The following is a 22375-nucleotide window of genomic DNA, read 5'->3' on the forward strand; positions in this document are numbered from 1 at the left end:
CAGCGGGCGATGCGTGCCGGCGGTGGCGTCAGTTGCCGGTTTCATGCGAGGCGACCTTGTTTCGCCCCGTTTCCTTCGCGTGGTACAGCGCTTCGTCGGCCGCCTTGATCACCGACTCGACCTCCCCTTCCTGCCCGGGCGCCCAGCTCGCCACGCCGATACTCGCGGTGACGCGCCCGAATTCGCTTTCCGCATGCTCGATCGCCAGTCCGTCGATGGCGGCCCGAATCCGTTCGGCGATCTCGGTCGCACCCGTCGCCGGCGTATCGGGGAGGATCACGACGAATTCCTCGCCGCCGTAGCGGGCCGCGGTGTCCGCGGGACGCCGGATGTTGTCGCCGATGCACCGTGCAACCGCCGTCAGCGCGTCATCGCCGGCCTGGTGACCATAGGTGTCGTTGTAGGCCTTGAAGCGGTCGACGTCGACGAACAGCAGCGAAAACACCGAACGGGCACGGCGTGCGCGGCGCCATTCGAGGTCCAGCACTTCCCCGAACGAGCGGCGATTGTTGAGCCCGGTGAGGCCATCGGTGCGTGCCAGCATCACCAGTTCGGATTCGGCCCGCATCCGGCGCCGCAGCTGCGTGCCCAGCAAGAACGACAGCACGATGAACGCCGCGCCGAAGGTGGCCACCAGCGCGCCGATCGTGATCGCCCGGCGCCGCCATGCGGCGTAGATGTCCTGCTCCGCCTCGGCGACCATGATGATCATCGGCAGGTGCGGCAGCGTCTTGAAGTAGTACAGGCGCCGCACCTTGTCGATCGTCGAGGTGTCGAGGAACGAACCTTCCGGCGCCGTCATGAAGTGGCGAAACGTCGCCGCCTGGCTGATGTCGCGACCGATGGTGTGCACGTCGTACGGCTGGCGCATGAACATGATGCCGTCCCTGCCGACCAGCGAGATCGCGCCGTGCGAACCGAGCGCGAGGCCGGCGAACAGCGTGTGGAAATACTCGAGATTGACCGCGATCATCACGATGCCGCCGAACGAGCCGTCCGGATTCGACACGCGGCGCGTCAGCGCCACGCTGAGCGAGCCGCCGCGCAGGCGGGACGCGTAGGGATCGCTGATGTAAAGCCCGGCGTTCGGATTGTCGCGATGAACCGTAAAGTATTTGCGGTCGCCGAAATTGCCCTGTCGCGGCACGTCGGTCGCCGAATCCAGGATGATGTTGCCGGCGGAATCCAGCACGAGCATCGAGCCGAGAAATTTCGCCGTCATCGCGTGATCGAACAGGACGCCGCGCCGCAAGGCCGGCGACGCCGCCATGACGTCCGGGCGCTGAAGGCCCTGGATCACCGCCTCCAGCGACAGGCCGTACAGTTCGATATTGCGTTCGATGTCGCGCTCGGCGACGAGCGCCAGGTTCCGCGACGTATCGCGTGCGCGATCGAGCGCGTCGTGACGGCTCTGAAACAACTGCAACACGCAGAGCCCCATCAGCGCGCACGCTATCAAGGTCCCCGCCAGCACAACGTAGTACGGCGCTGCCGACCGCGGATGCATCCGTTTCCTCTCAGGTTAGGCCGACGCTCACGCACCGGTTGTTATGGTTTGTTCTGAATAACCTATACCAAAAAGTGCGACATCCGGGTACGAGGTGCAGTCCGAACTTGCCAGGTGGCTGACGACGTGAGCCGGGCGGTGTCGGGCGGATCGTGTTCCGTGCGGGCCAGCACCGGATGCCGGTATCGATGCACCGAGGGGCGTGGCGTATGGCGTTGCCGATGATGGAATTGAAACAATCCATCCGCAGTGGCACGCACAGCGAAATGCCGAGTGGGTTGCCGTTCGAATGTACGGCAGGCGGGAAAAGCTGGCGAGGGACCGGGCATGCCGCCCGGCCCGCGCCGACCGCGCGCGCCACGCCCATGGCGCCGCGCACGCGATCGATCGACGACCGTCAGACGGCCATCACCGTCACCGACTTCGTGACGAGGTACGGCTCGAGCGCTTCCGGCCCGCCCTCCGACCCGTAGCCCGAGTCCTTCACGCCGCCGAACGGCATTTCCGGCCACGGCGTGGCCGGCTGGTTGATCCACAGCATCCCGACTTCGAGACGCTGCGTGAGCAGGTGCACGTTCGCGAACGAACGCGTGAACGCGTAGCCGGCGAGGCCGAACGGCAGGCGGTTCGCTTCCGCGATCGCGTCCTCGAGCTTGTCGAAGCCGCGGATCGCCGCGACCGGGCCAAACGGCTCGTTGTTGAACACGTCCGCTTCGAGCGGCACGTTCGCGATCACGGTCGGGGCGAAGAAGTTGCCTTCCGAGCCGATCCGCTCGCCGCCGGTTTCGATGCTCGCGCCGACCTTGCGCGCGTTGTCGACGACCGACGCCATCGCGGTGAGCCGGCGCGGGTTCGCGAGCGCGCCGAGCGTCGTGCCTTCCTCGAGGCCGTTGCCGACCTTCAGCCCTTCCGCGTGCTTGACCAGCGCGCGCGTGAATTCGTCGCGGATGCTGTTGTGCACGAGAAAGCGCGTCGGCGAAATGCAGACCTGCCCCGCGTTGCGGAACTTCGCGCCGCCGGCGGCCTTCACCGCGAGCGCGACGTCGGCGTCCTCGGCGACGATCACCGGTGCGTGGCCGCCCAGCTCCATCGTCGCGCGCTTCATGTGCAGGCCGGCCATCGCGGCGAGCTGTTTGCCGACCGGCGTCGACCCCGTGAACGTGACCTTGCGGATCACCGGGTGCGGGATCAGGTACGACGAGATTTCGGCCGGATCGCCGTACACGAGGCCGATCACGCCGGCCGGCACGCCTGCATCGACGAAGGCGCGCAGCAGCGCAGCCGGCGACGCGGGGGTTTCTTCCGGCGCTTTCACGAGGAACGAGCAGCCGGTTGCCAGCGCGGCGCTCAGCTTGCGCACGACCTGGTTGACCGGGAAGTTCCACGGCGTGAACGCGGCGACCGGGCCGACCGGCTCCTTCACGACGGTTTGCTGTGCGCTGAGGTTGCGCGGCGGCACGATCCGGCCGTACACGCGGCGGCCTTCGTCCGCGAACCATTCGATGATGTCCGCCGCCGACAGCACTTCGACGCGCGCTTCGGTGAGCGGCTTGCCCTGTTCCTGCGTCATCAGCTGCGCGATCGCGTCCGCGCGTTCGCGCACCAGCGCGGCGGCCTTGCGCATCGTCGCCGCACGCTCATGCGCGGGCACCTTGCGCCAGGCTTCGAAGCCGCGTTGCGCGGCGGCGAGCGCACGGTCGAGATCGGCGATGCCCGCGTGGGCCACCTTGCCGATCGGCTTGCCGGTCGCCGGGTTCACGACGTCGATCGTCTTGCCGCTCACGGCGTCGACCCACTCGCCGTCGATCAGCAGTTGCGTATCCGTATAAGTCACGTTAGCCATCCAGACACCCCTACATTGCGTCGATAAACGCGCGCTGCCGCGAACGGCCGCGCGCCGGTTGACAGAAAACACCAGGCCGCCGGGCAGGCACGCACCCGGCGGCAGTGACGGCGGGCACGCCGGCCCGCCATCGTTCCGCATGGGGCCGCGCTCAGCGCGCGGCCGCCGTCGCCTTGCGGAGTTTCGCGACGTCCGCCGCCTGCACCGCCGGCGCGCCGTTGTTCCAGCCGGCGCGCATGAACGTCAGCACGTCGGCGATCTGCTGGTCGTTCAGCTGGTTCGAGAACGCCGGCATCGGATACGCGGACGGCACGCCATCGATCACGAGCGTCTCGCTGCCGTTCAGCGTCACGTTGATCAGCGACGCGGCATCGGCTTCGAGTACGTTCGGATTGCCGGCGAGCGGCGCGAGCAGCGGCGCGTAACCGCGCCCGTCCACGCCGTGACAATGCAGGCAGTAAGCGTTATACACCTTCGCGCCCGGATCGGCTGCCGGCCGGCCCAGCGCGACCTGCGTCGCCTTCGGATCGTAGCGGTACGGCGGTGCGCCCGTGCCGCCCGTCGCCGGCAGCGATTTCAGGTAACGGGAAATCGCCGCCAGATCGTCGTCGGAGAGCGCCTGCGTGCTGTGGTTGATCACGCTGACCATCGAGCCGAACGCGGTCGCATGGCGGTTCGCGCCGGTCTTCAGGAACTGCGCGACCTCGGCCTCGTTCCAGCGGCCGAGCCCCGTGTTGGGCTCGCCGGTCAGGTTCGACGCGAACCAGTTGTCGATCGGCGCGCCCGACAGGAATGCCGCGCCGCCTTCGTCGAGCGCCTTCTCCTGGAAGCCGACACCGCGCGGCGTGTGGCACGACCCGCAGTGCCCGAGCCCCTGCACGAGATACGCGCCGCGGTTCCACATCGCGTCCTTGGACGGTTTGTCGGCATAAGGCGTCGTGTCGAGGAACACCATGTTCCACAACGCGAGCGGCCAGCGCATGTTGAGCGGCCACGGGATGTCGGACGGCCGGTTCGCCTGCTTCACCGGTTCGACGCCGTGCATGAAGTACGCGTACAGCGCCTTCACGTCGTCGTCCTTCAGCTTCGCGTACGACGGGTACGGCATCGCCGGATACAGGTTGTGACCGTCCTTCGCGACGCCCTTGCGCAGCGCGCCGGCGAATTCGGCCTCGGTATAGCCGCCGATGCCTGTGTCCGGATCGGGCGTGATGTTGGTCGTGTAGATCGCGCCCATCGGCGTGACCATCTTCAGGCCACCCGCGAACGGCGTGCCGCGCGGCGCGGTGTGGCACGCGACGCAGTCGCCCGCTTTCGCGAGATACGCGCCGCGCGCGACGAGCGCGCTGTCGGGCGTGGCGGCCGGTGCGGTGGCGGCGGTGCCCAGCGCGCAGAGCGTGCCGATGGCGATCAGCGACGCACGAAGGGCGTGAGCAGCACGGGTCAGGGTCAGATTTCGCATCTCTTGTGTCCTCCCCTTACGCCGTCTTCAGCTGGTCGCCGACCGGCAGCTTGCGCAGCCGCTTGCCGGTCGCCGCGAAGATCGCGTTCGATACCGCCGCGGCCGTCGCGGCCGTGCCCGGCTCGCCGATCCCGCCCGGCGCTTCACCGCTTTTCACGAGATGGACCTCGATCGGCGGCGTCTCGTTGATCCGCAGCATCCGGTAGTCGTTGAAGTTGCTCTGCACGACGCGGCCGTCCTCGATCGTGATCTCGCCATACAGCGCACCCGTGATCCCGAAGATGATGCCGCCCTGCACCTGTGCCTCGATCGTGTTCGGGTTGACGACCATACCGCAATCGACCGCACACACGACACGCTTCACCTGCACCTCGCCGTTATCCACCGCGACGTCGACGACGATCGAGAAGAAGCTGCCGAACGCGTGCATCACCGAGACGCCGCGCCCTTGCCCCTTCGGCAGCGCCGGGCCGCCCCAGCCGGCCGCCTTCGTTGCGACGTCGAGCACGTTGCGCGCGCGCGGTGTCTTGTCGAGCAGCGCGCGGCGGTATTGCACCGGGTCGGTCTTGGTCTGCGCGGCCAGTTCGTCGATGAAGCTCTCGACCACGAACGTGCCGCGCGTCGGGCCGACGCCGCGCCAGAACGCGGTCGGGATGTGGCGCGGCTCCTGTCGTACGTAGTCGACCAGCTGGTTCGGCAGGTCGTACGGCAGCTCGGCGGCAACCTCGACCGCATCGGGATCGACGCCGTGCTGGAACGCCGGCGGCGCGAAGCGCGCGATGATCGACGAGCCGACGATCCGGTGCTGCCACGCCACCGGCTTGCCGTTCGCGTCGAGGCCGGCCGAGATCCTGTCGTAGTAGCACGGCCGGTACATGTCGTGCTGCACGTCTTCCTCGCGCGTCCAGACCACCTTCACCGGTGCGTTGACCTGTTTGCCGATCTTCACGGCCTGGCCGATCATGTCGGTCTCGAGCCGCCGGCCGAAGCCGCCGCCGAGCAAGTGGTTGTGCACGACGATCTTCTCGGGCGCGAGGCCCGTGAGCTGCTGCACGGTATCGCGCGCCCGCGTCGGCACCTGCGTGCCGACCCAGATCTCGCAGCCGTCGCCGCGCACGTGTACCGTGCAATTCACCGGTTCCATCGTCGCGTGGGCAAGCAACGGTTGTTCATAAACGGCATCGACGCGCGTCTTCGCATTCGCGAATGCCTTGTCGACGTCGCCGTCCTTGCGTGCGACCGCGCCCTTGCCGTTCGCCGCCGCATGCGCGAGATCCGCGAAAAGATCCTTCGTCGAGACCTTCGCGTCCGCGCCTTCATTCCACTTCACGACCAGCGCCGATGCGCCGCGCTTCGCGGCCCACGTGTGATCGCCGACCACCGCCACCGCGTTGTCGACGCGCACGACCTGGCGCACGCCGGGGATCTTCTTCGCGGCCGCATCGTCGACGCTCGCGACCGTGCCGCCGAACACCGGGCTGTTCACGATCACCGCGTACAGCATGCCGGGCAGGCGCACGTCGAGCCCGAACTGGGCCGTGCCGTCGACCTTTTCCGGCGAATCGAGCCGCTTCGCGGGCGTGCCGATCAGCTTGAAATCCGCCGGCTTCTTCAGCGCGACATCCTTCGGCACCGGCAGCTTGGCCGCCGCATCGGCGAGCTGGCCGTACGACGCGCGCCGGCCGCTAGGCGGATGCTGCACTTCGCCGTTCGCGGCGCGACAGGATGCCGGATCGACATGCCATTGCTTCGCGGCGGCCGCGACCAGCAGCGTGCGTGCGGTCGCACCTGCACGGCGCAGCGGTTCCCACGCGTAGCGAATCGACGTCGAGCCGCCGGTGAGCTGGCCGCCGAGCAGCGGATCGAGGAACAGCTTCTCGTTCGGCGGCGCATGGTCGAGCGTCACGCTCGACAGCGGCACTTCGAGTTCTTCCGCGACCAGCATTGGAATCGATGTATAGACGCCCTGCCCCATCTCGACCTTCGGCATCACCAGCGTGACCTTGCCGGCGCGGTCGATCTGCACGAACGCGTTCGGCGCGAACACGCCAGCGCGCGCGGTTTCATCGCCGTCACCGCCGATCACCGAACGGCGCGCATCGTCGCCCGCGGCCGGCAGGCTGAAACCGAGCAGCAGGCCACCGCCCGCCGCTGCGCCCAGCGACATGCCGAGCTTGAGGAACGAACGGCGCGACACGCCCGCGCCGGCCCGACCTGCTTCGATCAGTCCTCGCGACATGTCAGGCCTCCTTGGCGGCTTGCTTCACGGCCGCGCGAATCCGGTTGTACGTGCCGCAGCGGCAGATATTGCCGGCCATCGCCGCGTCGATGTCGGCGTCGCTCGGGTTCGGGTTCGATGCGATCAGCGCGGTGGCGGCCATCACCTGCCCCGACTGGCAATAGCCGCACTGGACGACGTCGAGCTCGCGCCACGCCTGCTGGACCTTGTGGCCGGCGGGCGTCGCGCCGACGGCTTCGATCGTCGTGATCTTGCGGCCCGCGACGGCCGCGACCGGCAGCACGCACGAGCGCGCGGCGACGCCGTCGAGATGCACGGTACACGCGCCGCACTGGGCGATCCCGCAGCCGAATTTCGTGCCGGTGAGGCCGACGACGTCGCGCAGCACCCAGAGCAAGGGCATGTCGTCAGGGGCGTCGACCGAGCGGGTTTCGCCGTTGATGTTGAGGGTGATCATTCAGCCTCCGGGGCCGGTGTATTGGGGAGGTGGCGCGAACGGCGCGCCGCGTGGTGTTGTCATCGCCGCCGCGGGCCGTGCGGCGGGTGCCGTGCGGCCCGGGTGGGTGCGAGCCGCAACGGTGGTGCTGCGTGGTTACTCGGCGACGTCGATGCCCGACAGCACCTTGATGACCGGCGGCGCGGTGAACCAGTCGGCCGACTTCGTACGGAATTCACCGAAATACGGGCTCGCGAGGTGCGCGTCGAAGGCGGCCTGGTCGTCGTAGATCTCGTACAGGTGCAGGTTCGGCGAACCGTCCTGCTCGCGGAACAGGTCGTAGCGCCGGTTGCCCGGTTCGGTGCGCGACTTCGCGACCATGCTGCGCAGTTCGGCTTCGGCAGCCTCCGCGTGTTCGGGTTTCACGAACAGGGAAGCAATCACGTGAAGCGCCATCTTGTCACTCCTATCGAAACGGAATCGGGAAAGCCGCCCGCTGGCGTCATGCACTTCAGGTAACGCCGGCGGGCGACCGTTTATTACTGCAGGCCGGTACCGTCGTGTCAGGCCAGTTCGTCCGGACCCACGCGCACGACGACCTTGCCGAAGTTCTTGCCGGCGAGCAAGCCGATCAGCGCTTCAGGCGCATCGGCGAGATCGGGGACGACGTCCTCGAGCGTCTTCACCTTGCCCTGCGCGACCCATTCGCTCATTTCCTTCATGAACGGCGCATAGCCGGTTGCATAGTGATCCAGGATGATGAAACCCTGCATCCGGATGCGCTTGCGCAGGATCGTGCCCATCAGTGCCGGCACACGGTCGCGGCCGGTCGATACGGCCTTGTCGTCGTAGGCCGCGTCGTTGTAGTGCGCGATGATTCCGCATACCGGCACGCGCGCATGGTCGTTGAGCAGCGGCCACACCGCGTCGAACACGGCCCCGCCGACGTTCTCGAAATAGACGTCGATGCCGTTCGGGCACGCGTCCTTCAGCTTCTCGGCGAACGCCGGATCGCGATGGTCGACGCACGCGTCGAAACCGAGCGTATCGGTCACGTACGCGCACTTGTCGGCGCCGCCCGCGACGCCGACCACGCGGCAGCCCTTCAGCTTGGCGATCTGGCCGACTACCGCGCCGACCGCACCGCTGGCCGCCGCGACGACCACCGTTTCACCGGCCTTCGGCTCGCCGATCTTCAGCAGCCCCGTATAGGCGGTGAAGCCCGGCATGCCGAGTACGCCGAGCGCGTACGACGGATGCGCGAAGTCGCGCCCGAGCGGAATCAGGTCGCGGCCGTCGGACAATGCATAGTCCTGCCAGCCCGCACCCGCGACCACGAGGTCGCCTGCGCGGAACGCGGGCAGGTTCGACGAAACGACCTGGCTGACCGTGCCGCCGACCATCGGCTGACCGAGTTCGGCCGGCGCGGCATAGGACGGCGCGTCGCTCATCCGGCCGCGCATGTACGGGTCGAGCGACAACCAGACCGTGCGCAGCAGCACCTGGCCGGCGCCCGGCGTCGGCACGTCGCCGGATTCGGTACGGAAGTTGCCCGGCGTCGGCGCGCCGACCGGGCGCGAATTCAGGATGATCTGGCGGTTTGCGGTCTTGCTTTGCGGCATGTAAGCCTCCGTCAACAGGAATGGACGTGCTTCGTGGGCACGATCGGATCAGGGATGGACCAGCAGGAGACGCGCGCATGCGGCGGCGGCGCTCAGGCCGTCGCGTCTGCATGCGTGCGGTTGAAACAATCGGGACAGCGTAACGCGGCGTGGCACGTTCGTCATGCGTATTGAGTAGACCAGTCGTCTAGAAAAAGGGTAAAAACAAGGCGCGCCGATGCGCGCCCGGGTTACGCCTGCGCTCCGCTCGGCTCGAGCGGCGGCAGGTTCAGCATGCGCCGCGTTTCGACCATCGCCCGTTCGAGGGGCTTGCGGTTGCGGTGAATCTTTTCCAGCAGCGTCGCGCCCAGCCACAGCTCGTAGAGGATCGCGGCCGTATGCGACGGATCGGCGACCGCGCTCAGCGAGCCGTCGGCCAGCCCGGCCTCGATGCCCCCCGCGAGCCGCTCGATGATCTGGCTCGTGCCGTGCCGCAGCACCGCGCGCATCGCTTCCGACAGGTCCGATACTTCCGCGCCGAGCTTCACCGCGAGGCACTTGCCTTCCGGATCGTCCGCGCATTGCGTGTGCAGCCAGTTGCTCCAGTACGTCATCAGGCGCTCGGCGCCCGTGCCGGCCTGATGCTTGAGCAGGTTGTCGAGATGCGCGAGATAGCCGTCGAAATACGATTCGAGCAGCGCTTCGCCGAATGCCTCTTTCGAGCCGAAGTAATGGTAGAACGAGCCCTTCGGGATGCCCGCCGCAGCGAGAATCTCGTTCAGACCGACCGCCGAAAACCCCTTGTGGAGCATGATCGGCTTGGCGATGTTCAGGATGTGCTGGCGGACTTCCGCGCCTGAAGATGCATTCATGATGGCGTATGGTAGCAACGATTAGACCGGTCGTCTAGTAACGTCGATCCGGTAGGTTGAGCGGCACTTTACCCGATCCCCGCCGGGCGCCCAAACGTTGCGCCGGCATGCCTCGCTCCTCTCCCGCCCTGGCGGGTGCACGGCGTCACACGCGCGACTCGGTTTCGTCGCGGGCGTTTCATCGATCTCCCGCATAAATACGCGCGGCGCACATGCCGGCAATCGATGCATTTCGGCCGGCATTGCACACGTGTGCAATGCGCCGGATCGTCGTTGCCGCCTCCCGAACCCGTGACCAGGAACGCCCATGACCGCTTCGAAACCCGAACGCCCGTCCGCGCCGAACCGCCGGCGCTTCATCCAGCGCGGCGCCGCGCTGACCCTGTCGCCGCTCGTCGGCACATTGGCCGCCTGTGGCGGCGACGGCAACCCGACGTCCGCATCGTCATTCGCCGCCGCCGGCGCCGCGGATGCATCCACGCGCAACTACGGGATCGCCGACCGCTCGATCACGATCAACGTCGTCAATGCGATCCCGTCGACGGCACTCGCGTACGGTAATGCGGCCAGCCAGAGCGGCTCGCTGCCGCAGGCGTCGCAAGCGCAGATTTCGACCGGGCAATCGACCGCCGTCAGCGCGTCGAACAGCTGGGGCGATTGCACGGGATCGTTCAGCCTTGCCGGCGGCGACGCGTCGTTTGCGATCGCGTACACGCATCCGTTCGGGTCGCAACCGACCACCGTAAGCGTCACGCCGTCGGCCGGCTACGTGTCGGGCGCCGACGCCACCACGTTTCCCGGTCACGATTCGGTCGCGAATCTCACGCTGTATCGCGGTGTCGCGACCGCGAACGGCGCGTGGGTCGTCCCGCTCTCGCAGCTCGCGACGCCGCCGGCCAACAACTGTCAGGATTTCGCGAACAGCATGTTCGGCAGCAACGTGCGTACGGCTGCGGCAATCCAGTCCGCATACCAAAGCACGGGCCCGCTCGGCTACGTACCGCCCGCCGACTTCACCGGCGGCCAGCTCGCGGGCTTCGTCGCCCAATGGGTGCAGCGCTGGCAAAACGGCGCCGCGTATGGCGTGCTGCCCGCAGCCGATGCGCAGCTCATCGATGCGCTGAACCAGTACGTGTCCGGCGCATCGAACGCCGGCCCGCTCACGATGTGGGTGCCGCAGATCGCGTGGCAGGCCGGCACCGATCCGGCGGTGTTCGCGCTGACGGGGTATCGCGCGTTTCCGTTCGTCGATGCGCAGGGCAACTGGAACGCGGGCACGCTGTCCGCGTTCCTGACGCTGCTGGCGGCCGGCTCGCATATCGTCGCGATCAGCGCGACGACCGACCTGCCGGCGGGCGTCACGATGCAGGCGTTCGACAGCTTCATGGGCGCGAGCGGGCTGACGACGTCGACCGATATCGGCAACTCGCATTACGCGTCGGTCCTGAACACGACCGGCCGCTATTACCTGAGCGTCGGCAGCGACTTCGCGCCGGCGAACTGCGGGCTGATCCTGTCGTTCCTGTACGGGCGCACGGTGAACAACCTGCTCGCGGGCGCCGGCACGTACAACACGTTCATCCAGCTCGAAGGCTGGCAGGCCGGTGGGTCGCGGCACAACGCCGACTATGCGACGTATCAGCAGACGCTGTGGAACATCTCGACGTACGGGGCGTCCGCGTATAGCGAGAAGCGCGCGACGTCGATCTTCCTGGCGCCCGCGGGGTGGACGCCGCAGGTCTACCAGACGACGCGGATGATGCCGTACGTCGGCGCGTATGCGCAGTCGAATGGCTCGCCGCAGGGTTGGCTGAACACGTCGCTCGTCACGATTCCGGCGGATGCGCCGGCGCTGCCGTCACGGTATGTGTCGAGTTGATTTGTATCGGTGGGTGGGCGAGCGGTCGGGGGGGTAGCGGTATCGCTGCTGGCTTACCCACTTGCTCGCTTACGGGCTTCACGCGTGCGTCACCATCGGCTGACGCGCGCGCGGTTTCGCCGTCAGCGCGGCGCTTCGTCGGCGCGCTTGCGCGTGCGCGCCCTCCGCTCATCCCGTTGCGCGGCGGGCGCAGCCTTGGCGCCCCGCAACGGCGCCCGACGCGCGAGCACCGTCATTTCTCGTCGCAGCGCATCGAGTTCCTTGCTGCGCGCCACATCGGTCGCCTGCGCGCCGTCGAGCTGCCCCTGGAGCATGCCGCATCGATGCAGCGCGTCGCCGAGTTGCGCCTGCAGTGCAGCCACGTCCTTGCGCTGCTGCGCATCGCGCTGCTCCGTGCGGGATGCCGACGCATCGAGTTCCTTTTGCAGCCGAGCGGCCGCGAGCCGCTCACGATCGATTTCCTGAAGCGCCCGCTTCTCCGAAGCACGCAGGCGCTCCTCGGCCCGGCCGGCGTCGTCGCGCAGCCGGTCAAGCTGGGTGGTGAAATCCGCGCGTGCCTGCGCGAGTGCCCGGTCGCCTTCCGCGTTGTCGGCCGTAAGGCGTTCGATATCGGCTTGCAGCGCCTGCCGCGATGCGTCGTCTGCCGCCCTCGCCTGCTCCAGCTCCTGAATGCGCACCTGCGCGGCCAGCAGCGCAGCCGTGCGTTGCTCCAATGCGGTTTCGGTGCGGGCCAGTTCGGCCTGCAGCGCCGCCACTTCCGCCTGCGCCGCCACCCGCTCGGCTTCGACCTCTGCGCGCAAGGCATCGAGCGCGGCGGCCGCGTCGGCGCTCGACCGATTCCATAGCGCCGCCACCAGCTCCCCGGCGGCCGCCTGCAGATCGGCCGGCAAGTCGGGATGCTCGATGCGGACGCGACTCTTCTCCCGCAACGCTGCCCAGAACTCGCCGAGGACGGCCGTCGGCGTGCTCATGCTGCCCTTGCGGACGAGCTGGTACAGACGGTTCGCTGTGGGCGTGATGCCGAAGCGGAAGAACAGCAGCGCGCAGGCTTCGCGATACAGCTCGCGGGTTTTCGGGAATTCGGCCTTGAGGCGCTCGATTTCGGCGGTCAGGCGGGATTCGTCGGCAGCGAGATCGGACATGGCGAGGTTGGATCGATGATTTAGTCAATAATATAACGTAAACCGTTAAATTTTCAATTCATCGAGCCATGTAATTTGACATTATTTCTATAATGTCGAGATTGGCGTGTGGATTGCCCGTCACGCTGGTTGTCGTCGTGCCCGATTGTTCATACGCTTATGGATCACTCCTGCCTGGAGACCCGAAATGGTGGACTTCAGATTGAACGTGCCGATGGTCGATCAGCGCGGTGTAAAGAAGACCAAATCAGGATCCAAAGCACTGAACAACGCATGCTGGTATGCGGCGGCGTGCATGGTGTCGTACTTCCACCGCCCCGGGCCGCGTCTGGGCATGCCGACGCTATGGCAGGCAGACCAGGGGCTTCCCCCGTCGAGGATCCCTGACTTATGCGCAGCCGAAGGACTCGTGGCGCTCAATCAGCCCACGGTCATTACGCCCGAGTGGCTGGCCGCGGTCCTGGAGGACTTCGGTCCGATCTGGGCCGCGGGGCATTTCCTGGACAGGCCTGGCCAGCCTGAAATCGGTCACGTGATCGTCATCACGGGGATCAGGCAACGCACCGTTCATTACAACGACCCTGAGGGGCCGCCCGCGCGCACGATGCTTCTGGCGACACTCGACACCGGACGGTGGAAACCCGACGGACTGCTGGTGAAGGGGCCGCACCGCTATTGAGTCCATTGCGGGCGTCCCTCCACCCTCCGGCAAAACGCCCCAGCAACCGCCTCCGAAAACCGTCAACATGGCGCAATTGAAAGCCGGTTGCGCTGCGTTGCCGTGTCGTCGGCATTCATCCGGTGCGTCCGTCAAGCAAACAGAACAACGAGGAGTCCGCGTTGCGCACATTCCGGATCGGCTTCCGTGGCTTGTTCGTCAAGCTCGTGCCGACCTTCATCGTCGTGGGGTTCGTGGCGATGGTGCTGTCGTCGCTGCTGACGAGCGTGCTGTGGCGCGCGCATGCCGAAAGCGATATCCGCCGGTTTCTCGGCAACCTCGACCGCCCTGCGCTGGCCGCCGCGACCGGCGCCGTCGACTGGCGCGACCCGGTTGCGTGCCGTGCGGCGGCCGACGCACTGTTCTGGCAGATCGCGCGGGTCGGCGCGCGTGACGTGATGGATTTCGCGCCGATGATGGGTTTCTTCGGTGCCGGGCGGCTGCAGGTGCGCATTGCGCGACCGGATGGCGCCGGATGCGCGACCGCGCCGGCTGCGTCGCCGCTACTGTCCGACGCGTTCGCAACGGCCCCGGCCGATCCGGCCGCGCCCGACACGATGCTGCGCCGCGACGGCGACTGGGCCATCGTCACGCCCGTCGCGCTGGCGGGCGGCGCCATCGCGCGGATCGGCGTCCATTACTGGCCGGGCTGGCAACTGCACTACGAGATCGCGGACGATGCGTCGGCGTACGACCTGATACGCACTCTGCTGTATCTCGGCGCGATGGGCGCGAGCTTCGCCGGGCTGCTGGTCTGGTTGCTGGTGCGGCGCGTGCGGCGGATGACGGCCGCCGCCGATCGCTGGGCGGCCGGCGACCTTTCGGCACGGATCGCCGATGCGTCTCGCGACGAGCTCGGCGAACTGGCCGCGCATTTCAACCGGATGGCCGATGCGCTCGCGCGGGCATTCGGGATGCAGAAGGCGCTTGCGGTGTCGGTCGAGCGCACGCGGATCGCGCGCGACCTGCACGACACCGCGAAGCAGCGCAGCTTCGTGCTCGGCCTCAAGCTGACCGAGCTGGCGTACGAGGCGCAGCGCCACCCCGACCTGTTGCCGACGGTCGGCGCGGCGCGGCGTCTGGCCGATCATCTTCAGCAGGATCTCGACAACGTGGTGACCGGCTTCAGCCTGCCCGCGATCGCCGAGGACGGCCTGCGCGCGGCCGTTTCGCAGGCGGTGCACGACCTGCTGGCCGGCTCGGGCATCGAATGGTCGCTCGATCTGCCGGAACGTGCAGCGCACGCGCTCGACGCTCACCCGTCGGCCGCGCACGAACTGCTGATGATCACCCATGAGGCTGCCGCGAATGCGTTGCGCCATAGCGGCTGCCGTCGTATCGACATCGCGTGCGAACCGGGCGACGCCGTGCGTGCGCCCTCCGGCGCAGCGTCGTCGCGCTGGCGCTGGGTCGTGCGCGACGACGGCAGCGGCTTCGACCCGGCTGCCGTGCCGACTGGCATGGGGCTCGGCAACCTGCGCTGGCGCGCCGATGCGCTACCCGGCGGCATGCTCGACATCGCGTCGGGCGCGGACGGCACACGCGTGACCGTCCATTTCAATCCGATGGAGACGGCATGACCACCATCCTGATTGCCGACGACCACGCGGTCGTGCGCGAAGGCATCCGCGGGCTGTTGCGGCTCGATGCGTCATTCGAGATCGTCGCGGAAACGGACGACGGCGCGTCGACGATCGAGCAGGTACGCACGCATCGTCCCGACGTGCTGCTGCTCGACCTGATGATGCCCGGCATGGGGCACACCGGCGTGCCGGCCGTGATTCGTGCGATCCGGGCGGCCAGCGCCGATACGCACATCATGGTGCTGACTTCGTCGGACGACGATGCGCTCGCGCTCGCCGCGATCGACGCCGGCGCCGATTCGTTCCTGCTGAAATCGATGCGCGGCGAGCGTCTGCTGCAGGCGATCCATGCGGCCGTCCACGGCGAACCCACACTGCACCCCGGCATCGCGCAGCGCATGATCGGCGCGTGGCGCAAGCCGCCGCGCAGCCCGTTCGCCGCGCTGACCGCGCGCGAACTGGAGGTGCTGCGCTGCCTGGCCGAAGGCGGCAGCAATGCGCGCATCGCCGCGACGCTCGGCATTACGGAAAAGACCGTGAAGACGCATCTCGGCAACGTGATGTCGAAGCTGCATCTGTCCGACCGCACGCAGGCCGTCGCGCTCGCGTGGCGCGAAGGACTGATGGCGCCGAAGCCCTGACATCCGCTGCCGGCGACGTCGGCAACACGCCGCATTCCAGCGTCGCGCACCGGCCCGGGCGATATGCACCGTCTGCGACTTTGGTCGCATCCTTTCCGGCCCGAGCACACGACCTTCGCCCGATGTGCGGACGCGGCGGCGTCCCTAAAGTGGCGCTGTCGCGCGATCACGCGCATTCGCTACGGCGGAAACATGAGACCTCTCTGGCTGCTGTTCCTTCCTGCCGCGCTGGCGGCGTGCGCGCCACTCGAGCCTTCCGCCGCCGGCCGCGAAGTGCGCATCGTCATGCGCGACCCCGGCGGCAGTTGCCGTCACCTCGGCGACGTGACGGGCAGCCGCGGCAACTTCCTGACCGGCGGCTTCATCCCGGACGCGACGCTCGAGACCGGCGCGCGCAACGACCTGAAGAACCGCGCGGCCGCGCTCGGCGGCAACGTCGTGGTGCTGCTCACACAGCGCGGCGTGCAGAGCGGGAGTTTTGACGGCAGCGAAGGCGGCTATCTGCGGCAGACGGGCGTCACGCTGACCGGCAGCGTCTATCGCTGTCCGGGCGCCGGAGCGTGACGATGCGCCTCTTTGCAACCCTGATCTGGAGCCTCGGCGTGTCAGGCTGGTTGCCCGGCTGCGGCCGCGACGCCAACGAAGCCGTCATGCCGGGCGGCCTGCCGGCGCCGCCGCCCGGGATGCGATGCGCCGCGTCCTGGCCGGACGACATGCCGGAAGCGATCGCGACCCGCATCGTGACGCCCGCCGCGCCACGCGTGGCGCAACGGGCGCAGTAACGTGGCGGCACCGGTTCAGCGCGAGGCCGGTGCGGCGACTGCCGCCCGTGACGCGCGTCCGCGCTTCGCCGGGTGCGTCTCCGGCATCCGCCAGTACACGAGCAGCGAAATCGCCGCGCACGCGGCGACGTACCAGAAGAACATCGTCTCGTTGCCGCTCGCCTTCAGCCGCAGCGCGACGAATTCGGTCGTGCCGCCGAGGATCGCCGTCGTCAGCGCATAAGGCAGCCCGACCGCCAGCGCGCGGATCTGCGGCGGAAACAGCTCGGCCTTGACCAGCATGTGCACCGACGTGAAGCCGCTCAGCACGACCAGCCCGGCGAACACCAGCGCGAACGCGGCGAGTGGCTCGTGCACGTGTCCGAGCGCCGTGAAGATCGGCACGGACAGCAGCGTGCCGCCGATTCCGAACCACAGCAGCACCGGCCGGCGGCCGACGCGATCCGACACGAGGCCGAACAGCGGCTGCAGCGGCATGTACAGCAGCAGCGCGGCGGTGCAGATCCAGGTCGCCGTTTCCTTGTGCAGCCCGACCGAATTGACGAGGTACTTCTGCATGTAGACCGTGTACGTGTAGAACGCGACGGTGCCGCCGACCGTGATGCCGATCGCGAGCAGCAGCTCGCGCCAGTGGGCCGCGAGGTCGGCCGTCATGCGCGTCTTCGCCGCGCGCGCCCGGCTGGCGATGAACGCGTCGCTCTCGACGACGTTGCGGCGCATGTAGAGCGCGAACAGCGCGAGCACGCCGCCGACGAAGAACGGAATCCGCCAGCCCCAGCGTTCGAGGTCGTGCGTACCGGCAAAGATCCGCTGCATCGCGAGCATCAGGCCGAGCGCGACGAGCTGGCCGGCGACCACGCTCACCTGCAGGAAGCCGACGTAGAAGCCGCGCCGGTCCGGCGGTGCGATCTCGCTCAGGTAGGTCGCGCTGGTGCCGTATTCGCCGCCCATGCTGAGCCCCTGCAGCAGCCGCGCGGCGACGAGCAGCGCTGGTGCGAGCACGCCGATCGTCGCGTAGCCGGGCGTGACGGCGATCAGCATCGATCCCGCGCACATCGCCAGCACCGATTTCGTCAGTGCGGCCTTGCGCCCGCGCCGGTCCGCATAGAGGCCGACGAGCCAGCTCCCCGCCGGCCGCGCGACGTATCCGACCGCCGCGATCGCCGCGGTGTTCATCAACTGCACGGTCGGCCGGTCCGCCGGAAAGAACGCCGGCGCGAAGTAGATCGAGAAGATGCTGTACGCGAGAAAGTCGTACCACTCGATCAGGTTGCCGGCCAGGCCGCCGACGATCGAACCGATACGCGGCGGCTCGCCGGCCGCTCCGGTAGGGGAAATTGCCACGGGTTGTCTCCTGTCCTGTCCTGGCATGGTCATGCCGGGCGGCCGTCCTTGCCGCCCGTGTGCCGGCGCGCTTATGCGCGATCGGCCCCGTAGCGGGCATCGAGCGCGTCGAAGCGCGCCTTGTCGACGAGCCGCTGCCGTTCGGCGAACGGCGCGACGAGCGCGGGATCCTCGTCGAGCCGGCCCGTATCGCGCAGCACCGTCAGCGCGGCCTGCATCCCGTGCACCGCACCCTGCAGCGCCGCGTTCGCGTACAGCACCACGCCGTAGCCGAGGCGCGCCAGGTCGTCGCGCGAGCGCGTCGGCGTCTTGCCGCCGATCACGATGTTGATGAGCTGCGGCGTGTCGAACAGCGCCGGCAGCCGCTCGACGTCCTCCGCCGTATCCATTGCCTCGATGAACAGCACGTCGGCGCCCGCTTCCGCGTAACGGTGCGCGCGCTCGATCGCGTCGTCGATGCCGTGGACCGCGGCCGCATCGGTACGCGCGACGATCAGCAGGTTCGGATCCACGCGTGCGTCGACGGCCGCCTTCAGCTTGCCCACCATCTCGCCGGCCGGAATCACTTCCTTGCCCGCGAAATGGCCGCATTTCTTCGGCAGCACCTGATCCTCGAGCTGGATCGCGTCGGCGCCGCTGCGTTCGAGCGTGCGCACCGTGTGCAGCACGTTCAGCGCATTGCCGAAACCCGTATCGGCATCGACCATCAGCGGCAGCTCGACCGCATCGCGCACGCGTGCGGTGTGCTCGGCCAGCTCGCCGAGCCCGACGAAACCGAGATCGGGCAAACCGAGCGACATGTTGGTGACGCCGGCGCCGCTCAGGTACAGCGCGCCGAAGCCGAGATCGGCCGCGACCCGCGCGCTGAGCGCATTGAACGTGCCGGCGACGAGCAGCCCCTGGCGGGCGGCGATGCTGCGCCGGAACCCGGCGCGACGAAGTGCGGTGTGATCGGACATGCGGAGCCTCATTGGTCGAAACGAAACAGGGTTCTCGGCGCATCGCGCAGCACGCGCATGCGCTCGCCGGGGTCGGGCAGCCAGCGCGCGAGCGCCGCATACGCGCCATCGAAATCGACGCGCTCGCGATGCTGCGTGTGCGGCCAGTCGCTGCCCCACACCAGCCGCTCGGCCGTGAACGCGGTGCGCAGCGCCCGCGCGGCACCGAACGCGTCGATCGCGCCGTCGCCGGCCACGCTGTTGCGATACGCGGCCGACAGCTTGACCCAGACGCGGCCGGTATCCGCGAGCAACAGCAGGCGTCGGAAGCTGGGCGCGCGCTCGCCGAGCGTGGGCGACGGGCGGCCGAAATGGTCGATCACCAGCGTGCACGACTGCGCGAGCAGCGGCGCGGTGATCGCATGCAGATCCTCGATGCCGCGATGGATCTCGACATGCCAGCCGAGCGCGTTGATGCGGGCGAACAGCGCGCGCCAGACGGGCGCGCCGAAGTCCGGGATCGGCAGCCCGACGAGGTTCAGCCGCATCCCGACCACGCCTGCCCGGTCGAGCGCGTCGAGCTCGCTGTCGGAAATCGCCGGATCGACCATCGCGACGCCGCGAAAGCGCTGCGGGTAACGGCGCAGCACGTCGACGAAGTAGGTGTTGTCGGTGCCGAGGAAGCTCGGCTGCACCAGCACCGCGTGCGTGATGCCATGTGCGGCGAGGTGCGCGACGTACGCGTCGAGCGACGCGTCGTAGTCGGGCGCATGCCGGATCACGGGCGCTAGCGGCAGGCCGCGCGCGAACACGTGCGCATGCGCATCGACGGCGGCCACGGCGGGGTTCCCTGCGTACCACGCGTCCACTGACGGCGCGGCCGGAACCGGTTCGGCGAGGTGATTCACGAGACGATCCATGACGAGTCTGCAAGAGGCGCCCGGCCGCTGCGCCGGGCGATTCGATGACGGGCGGCGGCGAGCCCTACAGCGACGCCTCGGCGCGCGGCTGGCTTTCGGCATCCGCCTCGCCGCCCGGCGCCGCACCGGACAGCCGCTGGCTGCGCGTTTCGGGCAGGAACCACACCGCGATCACGACCAGCCCGTACGCGATGCCCGCGTCGATGCCGAGTGCCGTGCCGAGCGGCAACGACTCGCCCATCCGCCCGACCAGCACCGGGAAGCCGGCCGACGCGATGCGGCCGAAGTTGTAGCAAAAGCCGACGCCGCGGCCGCGCACGTTGCGCGGGTAAAGCTCGTTGAAGAGCGTGCCGAGCGTCGCCGGGATGCCGGCCGAGAACAGGCCGAGCGGAAAACCGAGCAGCAGCATCGCGACATCGTTCAACGGCAGGAACACGTACAGGTTCACCATCACCGCGCAGCACGCGGCGAACAGCATCACGTTGCGGCGGCGGCCGATCTTGTCCTGCAGGTACGCGCTGAGGAAGCAACCGCAGATGAACGCGACGATCACGACCGCGAGATACGCGCCGGTGCCGAGCACCGACAGGTGCCGCTCGGTCTTCAGGTAGGTCGGCAGCCAGATCGTGATCGCGTGATAGCCGCCGTGCGCGCCGACGCCGATCAGCCCGCCGACCACCGTCGCGCGCACCACGGAGCGGTCGAAGATGCCGATCGTCGGCCCTTCGTCACCGCTCGCCGTTGCCTGCGCCGATGCGTCGACCGGCGTCGCCCGCGGCGGCTCCGGAATCGCGCGGCGGATATACAGCACCAGCAGCGCGGGCAGCGCGCCGATCGCGAACAGCACGCGCCACGCCCATTCGGCCGGCAGCCACGCAAACACCAGCATGTACAGCAACACCGCGCCGCCCCAGCCGAAGCCCCATGCACTCTGCACGATGCCCATCGCCTTGCCGCGATGGCGCGCGCCGACCGTTTCGGCGAGCAGCACCGCGCCGGCCGTCCACTCGCCGCCGAACCCGAGCCCCTGCAGCGCCTTCAGCACCAGCAACTGTTCGAAGTTCTGCGCGAACGCGCTCAGGAACGTGAACAGCGAGAACCAGCACACGGTGATCTGCAGCGCCCGCACGCGCCCGTAGCGGTCGGCGATCACGCCGGCCAGCAACCCGCCGAGCGCGCCCGCCACGAGCGTCGCGCCGCCGATCAGCCCGGCCTGCCCCTTGCCGATGCCCCAGGTCGTGAGCAACGCGGGGATCACGAGACTGAACATCTGCGTGTCGAGACCGTCCAGTGCCCAGCCGGCAAAGCAGCCGCGCAACGTGCGCCGTTCGGTCGTCGATAGCTCGCGGGTCCAGTTCAATGCAGGTCTCCTCGTGTCGTCATGCCGTCGCCGGGCGCCGGATGTTGTGGCCCGATGAGCATCCTATGAAGCGTGGAGATAATTCGCTACTATGTTTTGAATAATTATTCATAACGCCAGCTTATGGAAATCAGGCACGTTCGCTACTTCCTCGCGATCGTCGATACGGGCAGCTTCACGCGCGCGGCCAACGAGCTCGGGATTGCGCAGCCGGCGCTCAGCCAGGCCCTGAACCGGATGGAGAAGGAGTTGGGCGTCCGGCTGTTCGACCGTTCGCGGCGCGGCGCCACGCTGACCGCCGCCGGCCTCGCGATGGTCGACGACCTGCGCCTGAGCCTCGCACGCCTCGACGCGGCCGCGCACCGGGCCGGCGAAATCGGCGCGCAGCGCGCCGGGCGCCTGACGATCGGGTTCGTCAGCGCCGCGCTGTTCGACACGCTGCCGCGCACGATCCGCGCGCTGCGCGCAACCACGCCCGACGTCGAACTCGTGATGCGCGAAATGAGCAATGCCGAGCAGGCGATCGCACTCGAGCGCGGCGAGATCGATATTGGCCTGCTGCATACGCCGGTCCCCGTCAACGGCCGGATGCGCGAGAAGCTGATCCGGCGCGACCCGCTCGTCGCCGTGCTGCCGAACGATTTCCGGCGCCAGCCCGACGGCACGGTCACGCTGCAGGATCTCGCCGGCACCGGCCTCGTGTGGTTTCCGCACGACCAGTTGCCGCTGATCCGCGCAGGCATCCTGAGTGCATTCCGGCAAGCCGGGCACCCGGTCGACATCGTGCTCGACGTGAACCGCACGCTGACCGTGATCTCGTGCGTCGCCGCCGGATGCGGCGTGTCGCTGCTGCCGCATTCGATCCACACGTTCGCGTTCGAAGGCGTCGCCTACAGCACCATCCGCGACGGCGGCGCGCTGCCGCTGTTCGAACTCAGTGCGATCTGGCCCGCGCGGTCGCGCCCGACGCTCGCGGATCGCTTCGCCGCGCTGCTGCCGTCGGCAGACGGGCAGCGCTGACCGGCCGGGCGGCGTCCTGCGCCTGTCACCGATCTGCCACCGTCGACCGGTAGCGTTCGGGTCTGACCCACGCTATCGACAGACGAAT

At 68.3% G+C, this 22375-nt stretch carries 20 protein-coding genes; 7 read left to right on the top strand and 13 right to left on the bottom strand.

All coding sequences use genetic code 11. From position 1 onward, the window contains the following. Positions 1-28: 28 nt before the first annotated feature. The 8 genes from G3N61_RS12765 to G3N61_RS12800 form a co-directional block, all read right to left on the bottom strand. Positions 29-1507 (bottom strand): diguanylate cyclase, encoded by a 1479-nt coding sequence (locus tag G3N61_RS12765; RefSeq protein WP_043183745.1) that lies wholly within the window; start codon positions 1505-1507, stop codon positions 29-31. Positions 1508-1904: 397 nt separating this feature from the next. Further along, complete coding sequence (locus G3N61_RS12770; protein ID WP_043183744.1) at positions 1905-3350, bottom strand: NAD-dependent succinate-semialdehyde dehydrogenase; 1446 nt, start codon at positions 3348-3350, stop codon at positions 1905-1907. A gap of 151 nt (positions 3351-3501) precedes the next feature. Further along, complete coding sequence (locus tag G3N61_RS12775) at positions 3502-4812, bottom strand: cytochrome c (protein WP_205822580.1); 1311 nt, start codon at positions 4810-4812, stop codon at positions 3502-3504. Between the two features lie 16 nt (positions 4813-4828). Then, complete coding sequence (locus G3N61_RS12780) at positions 4829-7051, bottom strand: xanthine dehydrogenase family protein molybdopterin-binding subunit (protein ID WP_205822581.1); 2223 nt, start codon at positions 7049-7051, stop codon at positions 4829-4831. 1 nt (position 7052) lies between these two features. Continuing rightward, positions 7053-7508 (bottom strand): (2Fe-2S)-binding protein, encoded by a 456-nt coding sequence (locus G3N61_RS12785; protein WP_043183740.1) that lies wholly within the window; start codon positions 7506-7508, stop codon positions 7053-7055. Positions 7509-7643: 135 nt separating this feature from the next. After that, positions 7644-7943, bottom strand: coding sequence for a putative quinol monooxygenase (locus G3N61_RS12790; RefSeq protein ID WP_205822583.1), 300 nt, complete (start codon positions 7941-7943; stop codon positions 7644-7646). 107 nt (positions 7944-8050) lie between these two features. Further along, a complete protein-coding gene (locus G3N61_RS12795; RefSeq protein WP_043183738.1) occupies positions 8051-9109 on the bottom strand; it encodes an NADP-dependent oxidoreductase in 1059 nt (352 codons plus the stop codon). Between the two features lie 230 nt (positions 9110-9339). Continuing rightward, positions 9340-9960, bottom strand: coding sequence for a TetR/AcrR family transcriptional regulator (locus tag G3N61_RS12800; RefSeq protein WP_089452976.1), 621 nt, complete (start codon positions 9958-9960; stop codon positions 9340-9342). Positions 9961-10267: 307 nt separating this feature from the next. On the opposite strand from G3N61_RS12800, the gene G3N61_RS12805 reads away from it, so the two are divergent. Further along, positions 10268-11839, top strand: a complete 1572-nt coding sequence (locus G3N61_RS12805) for a hypothetical protein (protein ID WP_205822584.1) — start codon at positions 10268-10270, stop codon at positions 11837-11839. Positions 11840-11961: 122 nt separating this feature from the next. Here the strand turns inward: G3N61_RS12805 and G3N61_RS12810 are convergent, their stop codons facing one another. Next, a complete protein-coding gene (locus tag G3N61_RS12810) occupies positions 11962-12981 on the bottom strand; it encodes a DNA-binding protein (protein WP_089452978.1) in 1020 nt (339 codons plus the stop codon). 187 nt (positions 12982-13168) lie between these two features. Between G3N61_RS12810 and G3N61_RS12815 the strand changes: the two genes are divergently transcribed. The 5 genes from G3N61_RS12815 (at position 13169) to G3N61_RS12835 (ending at position 16705) form a co-directional block, all read left to right on the top strand. Further along, positions 13169-13660: a papain-like cysteine protease family protein gene (locus G3N61_RS12815; RefSeq protein ID WP_205822586.1), complete on the top strand. Its 492-nt coding sequence runs from the start codon at positions 13169-13171 to the stop codon at positions 13658-13660. A gap of 161 nt (positions 13661-13821) precedes the next feature. Continuing rightward, positions 13822-15279: a HAMP domain-containing protein gene (locus tag G3N61_RS12820; protein ID WP_089452979.1), complete on the top strand. Its 1458-nt coding sequence runs from the start codon at positions 13822-13824 to the stop codon at positions 15277-15279. Next, positions 15276-15923 carry a response regulator transcription factor gene (locus G3N61_RS12825; protein WP_089452980.1) on the top strand — a complete coding sequence of 216 codons (648 nt, stop codon included), beginning with the start codon at positions 15276-15278 and terminating at the stop codon, positions 15921-15923. Before G3N61_RS12820 ends, G3N61_RS12825 begins: the two co-directional genes overlap by 4 nt. A gap of 192 nt (positions 15924-16115) precedes the next feature. After that, on the top strand, positions 16116-16487 hold the full coding sequence (locus G3N61_RS12830) for a DUF4156 domain-containing protein (RefSeq protein ID WP_205822588.1): 372 nt from the start codon (positions 16116-16118) through the stop codon (positions 16485-16487). 2 nt (positions 16488-16489) lie between these two features. Then, complete coding sequence (locus G3N61_RS12835; RefSeq protein WP_043183727.1) at positions 16490-16705, top strand: hypothetical protein; 216 nt, start codon at positions 16490-16492, stop codon at positions 16703-16705. Positions 16706-16720: 15 nt separating this feature from the next. Here the strand turns inward: G3N61_RS12835 and G3N61_RS12840 are convergent, their stop codons facing one another. The 4 genes from G3N61_RS12840 to G3N61_RS12855 form a co-directional block, all read right to left on the bottom strand. Beyond that, positions 16721-18049, bottom strand: coding sequence for an MFS transporter (locus G3N61_RS12840; protein WP_205822590.1), 1329 nt, complete (start codon positions 18047-18049; stop codon positions 16721-16723). Positions 18050-18120: 71 nt separating this feature from the next. Further along, entirely contained in the window at positions 18121-19008 is an 888-nt protein-coding gene (locus tag G3N61_RS12845; RefSeq protein WP_011355217.1) for an oxaloacetate decarboxylase, read from the bottom strand. Positions 19009-19016: 8 nt separating this feature from the next. Then, complete coding sequence (locus tag G3N61_RS12850; protein WP_205822592.1) at positions 19017-19907, bottom strand: amidohydrolase family protein; 891 nt, start codon at positions 19905-19907, stop codon at positions 19017-19019. A 64-nt stretch (positions 19908-19971) separates the two neighbouring features. After that, positions 19972-21267, bottom strand: a complete 1296-nt coding sequence (locus tag G3N61_RS12855; protein ID WP_205822594.1) for an MFS transporter — start codon at positions 21265-21267, stop codon at positions 19972-19974. 123 nt (positions 21268-21390) lie between these two features. Here G3N61_RS12855 and G3N61_RS12860 point away from each other — a divergent pair, with 123 nt between their 5' ends. Next, a complete protein-coding gene (locus tag G3N61_RS12860) occupies positions 21391-22287 on the top strand; it encodes a LysR family transcriptional regulator (protein WP_089452986.1) in 897 nt (298 codons plus the stop codon). Positions 22288-22375 lie beyond the last annotated feature (88 nt).

Origin of the sequence: Burkholderia sp. Ac-20349, from assembly GCF_017104865.1 — a bacterium.
Classification (GTDB): domain Bacteria; phylum Pseudomonadota; class Gammaproteobacteria; order Burkholderiales; family Burkholderiaceae; genus Burkholderia; species Burkholderia aenigmatica.

What these genes read in the sequence shown, in the direction of transcription:
- G3N61_RS12765 (WP_043183745.1), bottom strand. Translation starts at nt 1,507, where the DNA reads ATGCATCCGCGGTCGGCAGCGCCGTACTACGTTGTGCTGGCGGGGACC.
- G3N61_RS12800 (WP_089452976.1), bottom strand. Translation starts at nt 9,960, where the DNA reads ATGAATGCATCTTCAGGCGCGGAAGTCCGCCAGCACATCCTGAACATC.
- G3N61_RS12805 (WP_205822584.1), top strand. Translation starts at nt 10,268, where the DNA reads ATGACCGCTTCGAAACCCGAACGCCCGTCCGCGCCGAACCGCCGGCGC.
- G3N61_RS12845 (WP_011355217.1), bottom strand. Translation starts at nt 19,008, where the DNA reads ATGTCCGATCACACCGCACTTCGTCGCGCCGGGTTCCGGCGCAGCATC.
- G3N61_RS12860 (WP_089452986.1), top strand. Translation starts at nt 21,391, where the DNA reads ATGGAAATCAGGCACGTTCGCTACTTCCTCGCGATCGTCGATACGGGC.
- G3N61_RS12815 (WP_205822586.1), top strand. Translation starts at nt 13,169, where the DNA reads ATGGTGGACTTCAGATTGAACGTGCCGATGGTCGATCAGCGCGGTGTA.
- G3N61_RS12785 (WP_043183740.1), bottom strand. Translation starts at nt 7,508, where the DNA reads ATGATCACCCTCAACATCAACGGCGAAACCCGCTCGGTCGACGCCCCT.
- G3N61_RS12770 (WP_043183744.1), bottom strand. Translation starts at nt 3,350, where the DNA reads ATGGCTAACGTGACTTATACGGATACGCAACTGCTGATCGACGGCGAG.
- G3N61_RS12830 (WP_205822588.1), top strand. Translation starts at nt 16,116, where the DNA reads ATGAGACCTCTCTGGCTGCTGTTCCTTCCTGCCGCGCTGGCGGCGTGC.
- G3N61_RS12810 (WP_089452978.1), bottom strand. Translation starts at nt 12,981, where the DNA reads ATGTCCGATCTCGCTGCCGACGAATCCCGCCTGACCGCCGAAATCGAG.
- G3N61_RS12835 (WP_043183727.1), top strand. Translation starts at nt 16,490, where the DNA reads ATGCGCCTCTTTGCAACCCTGATCTGGAGCCTCGGCGTGTCAGGCTGG.
- G3N61_RS12790 (WP_205822583.1), bottom strand. Translation starts at nt 7,943, where the DNA reads ATGGCGCTTCACGTGATTGCTTCCCTGTTCGTGAAACCCGAACACGCG.
- G3N61_RS12850 (WP_205822592.1), bottom strand. Translation starts at nt 19,907, where the DNA reads ATGGATCGTCTCGTGAATCACCTCGCCGAACCGGTTCCGGCCGCGCCG.
- G3N61_RS12780 (WP_205822581.1), bottom strand. Translation starts at nt 7,051, where the DNA reads ATGTCGCGAGGACTGATCGAAGCAGGTCGGGCCGGCGCGGGCGTGTCG.
- G3N61_RS12775 (WP_205822580.1), bottom strand. Translation starts at nt 4,812, where the DNA reads ATGCGAAATCTGACCCTGACCCGTGCTGCTCACGCCCTTCGTGCGTCG.
- G3N61_RS12825 (WP_089452980.1), top strand. Translation starts at nt 15,276, where the DNA reads ATGACCACCATCCTGATTGCCGACGACCACGCGGTCGTGCGCGAAGGC.
- G3N61_RS12795 (WP_043183738.1), bottom strand. Translation starts at nt 9,109, where the DNA reads ATGCCGCAAAGCAAGACCGCAAACCGCCAGATCATCCTGAATTCGCGC.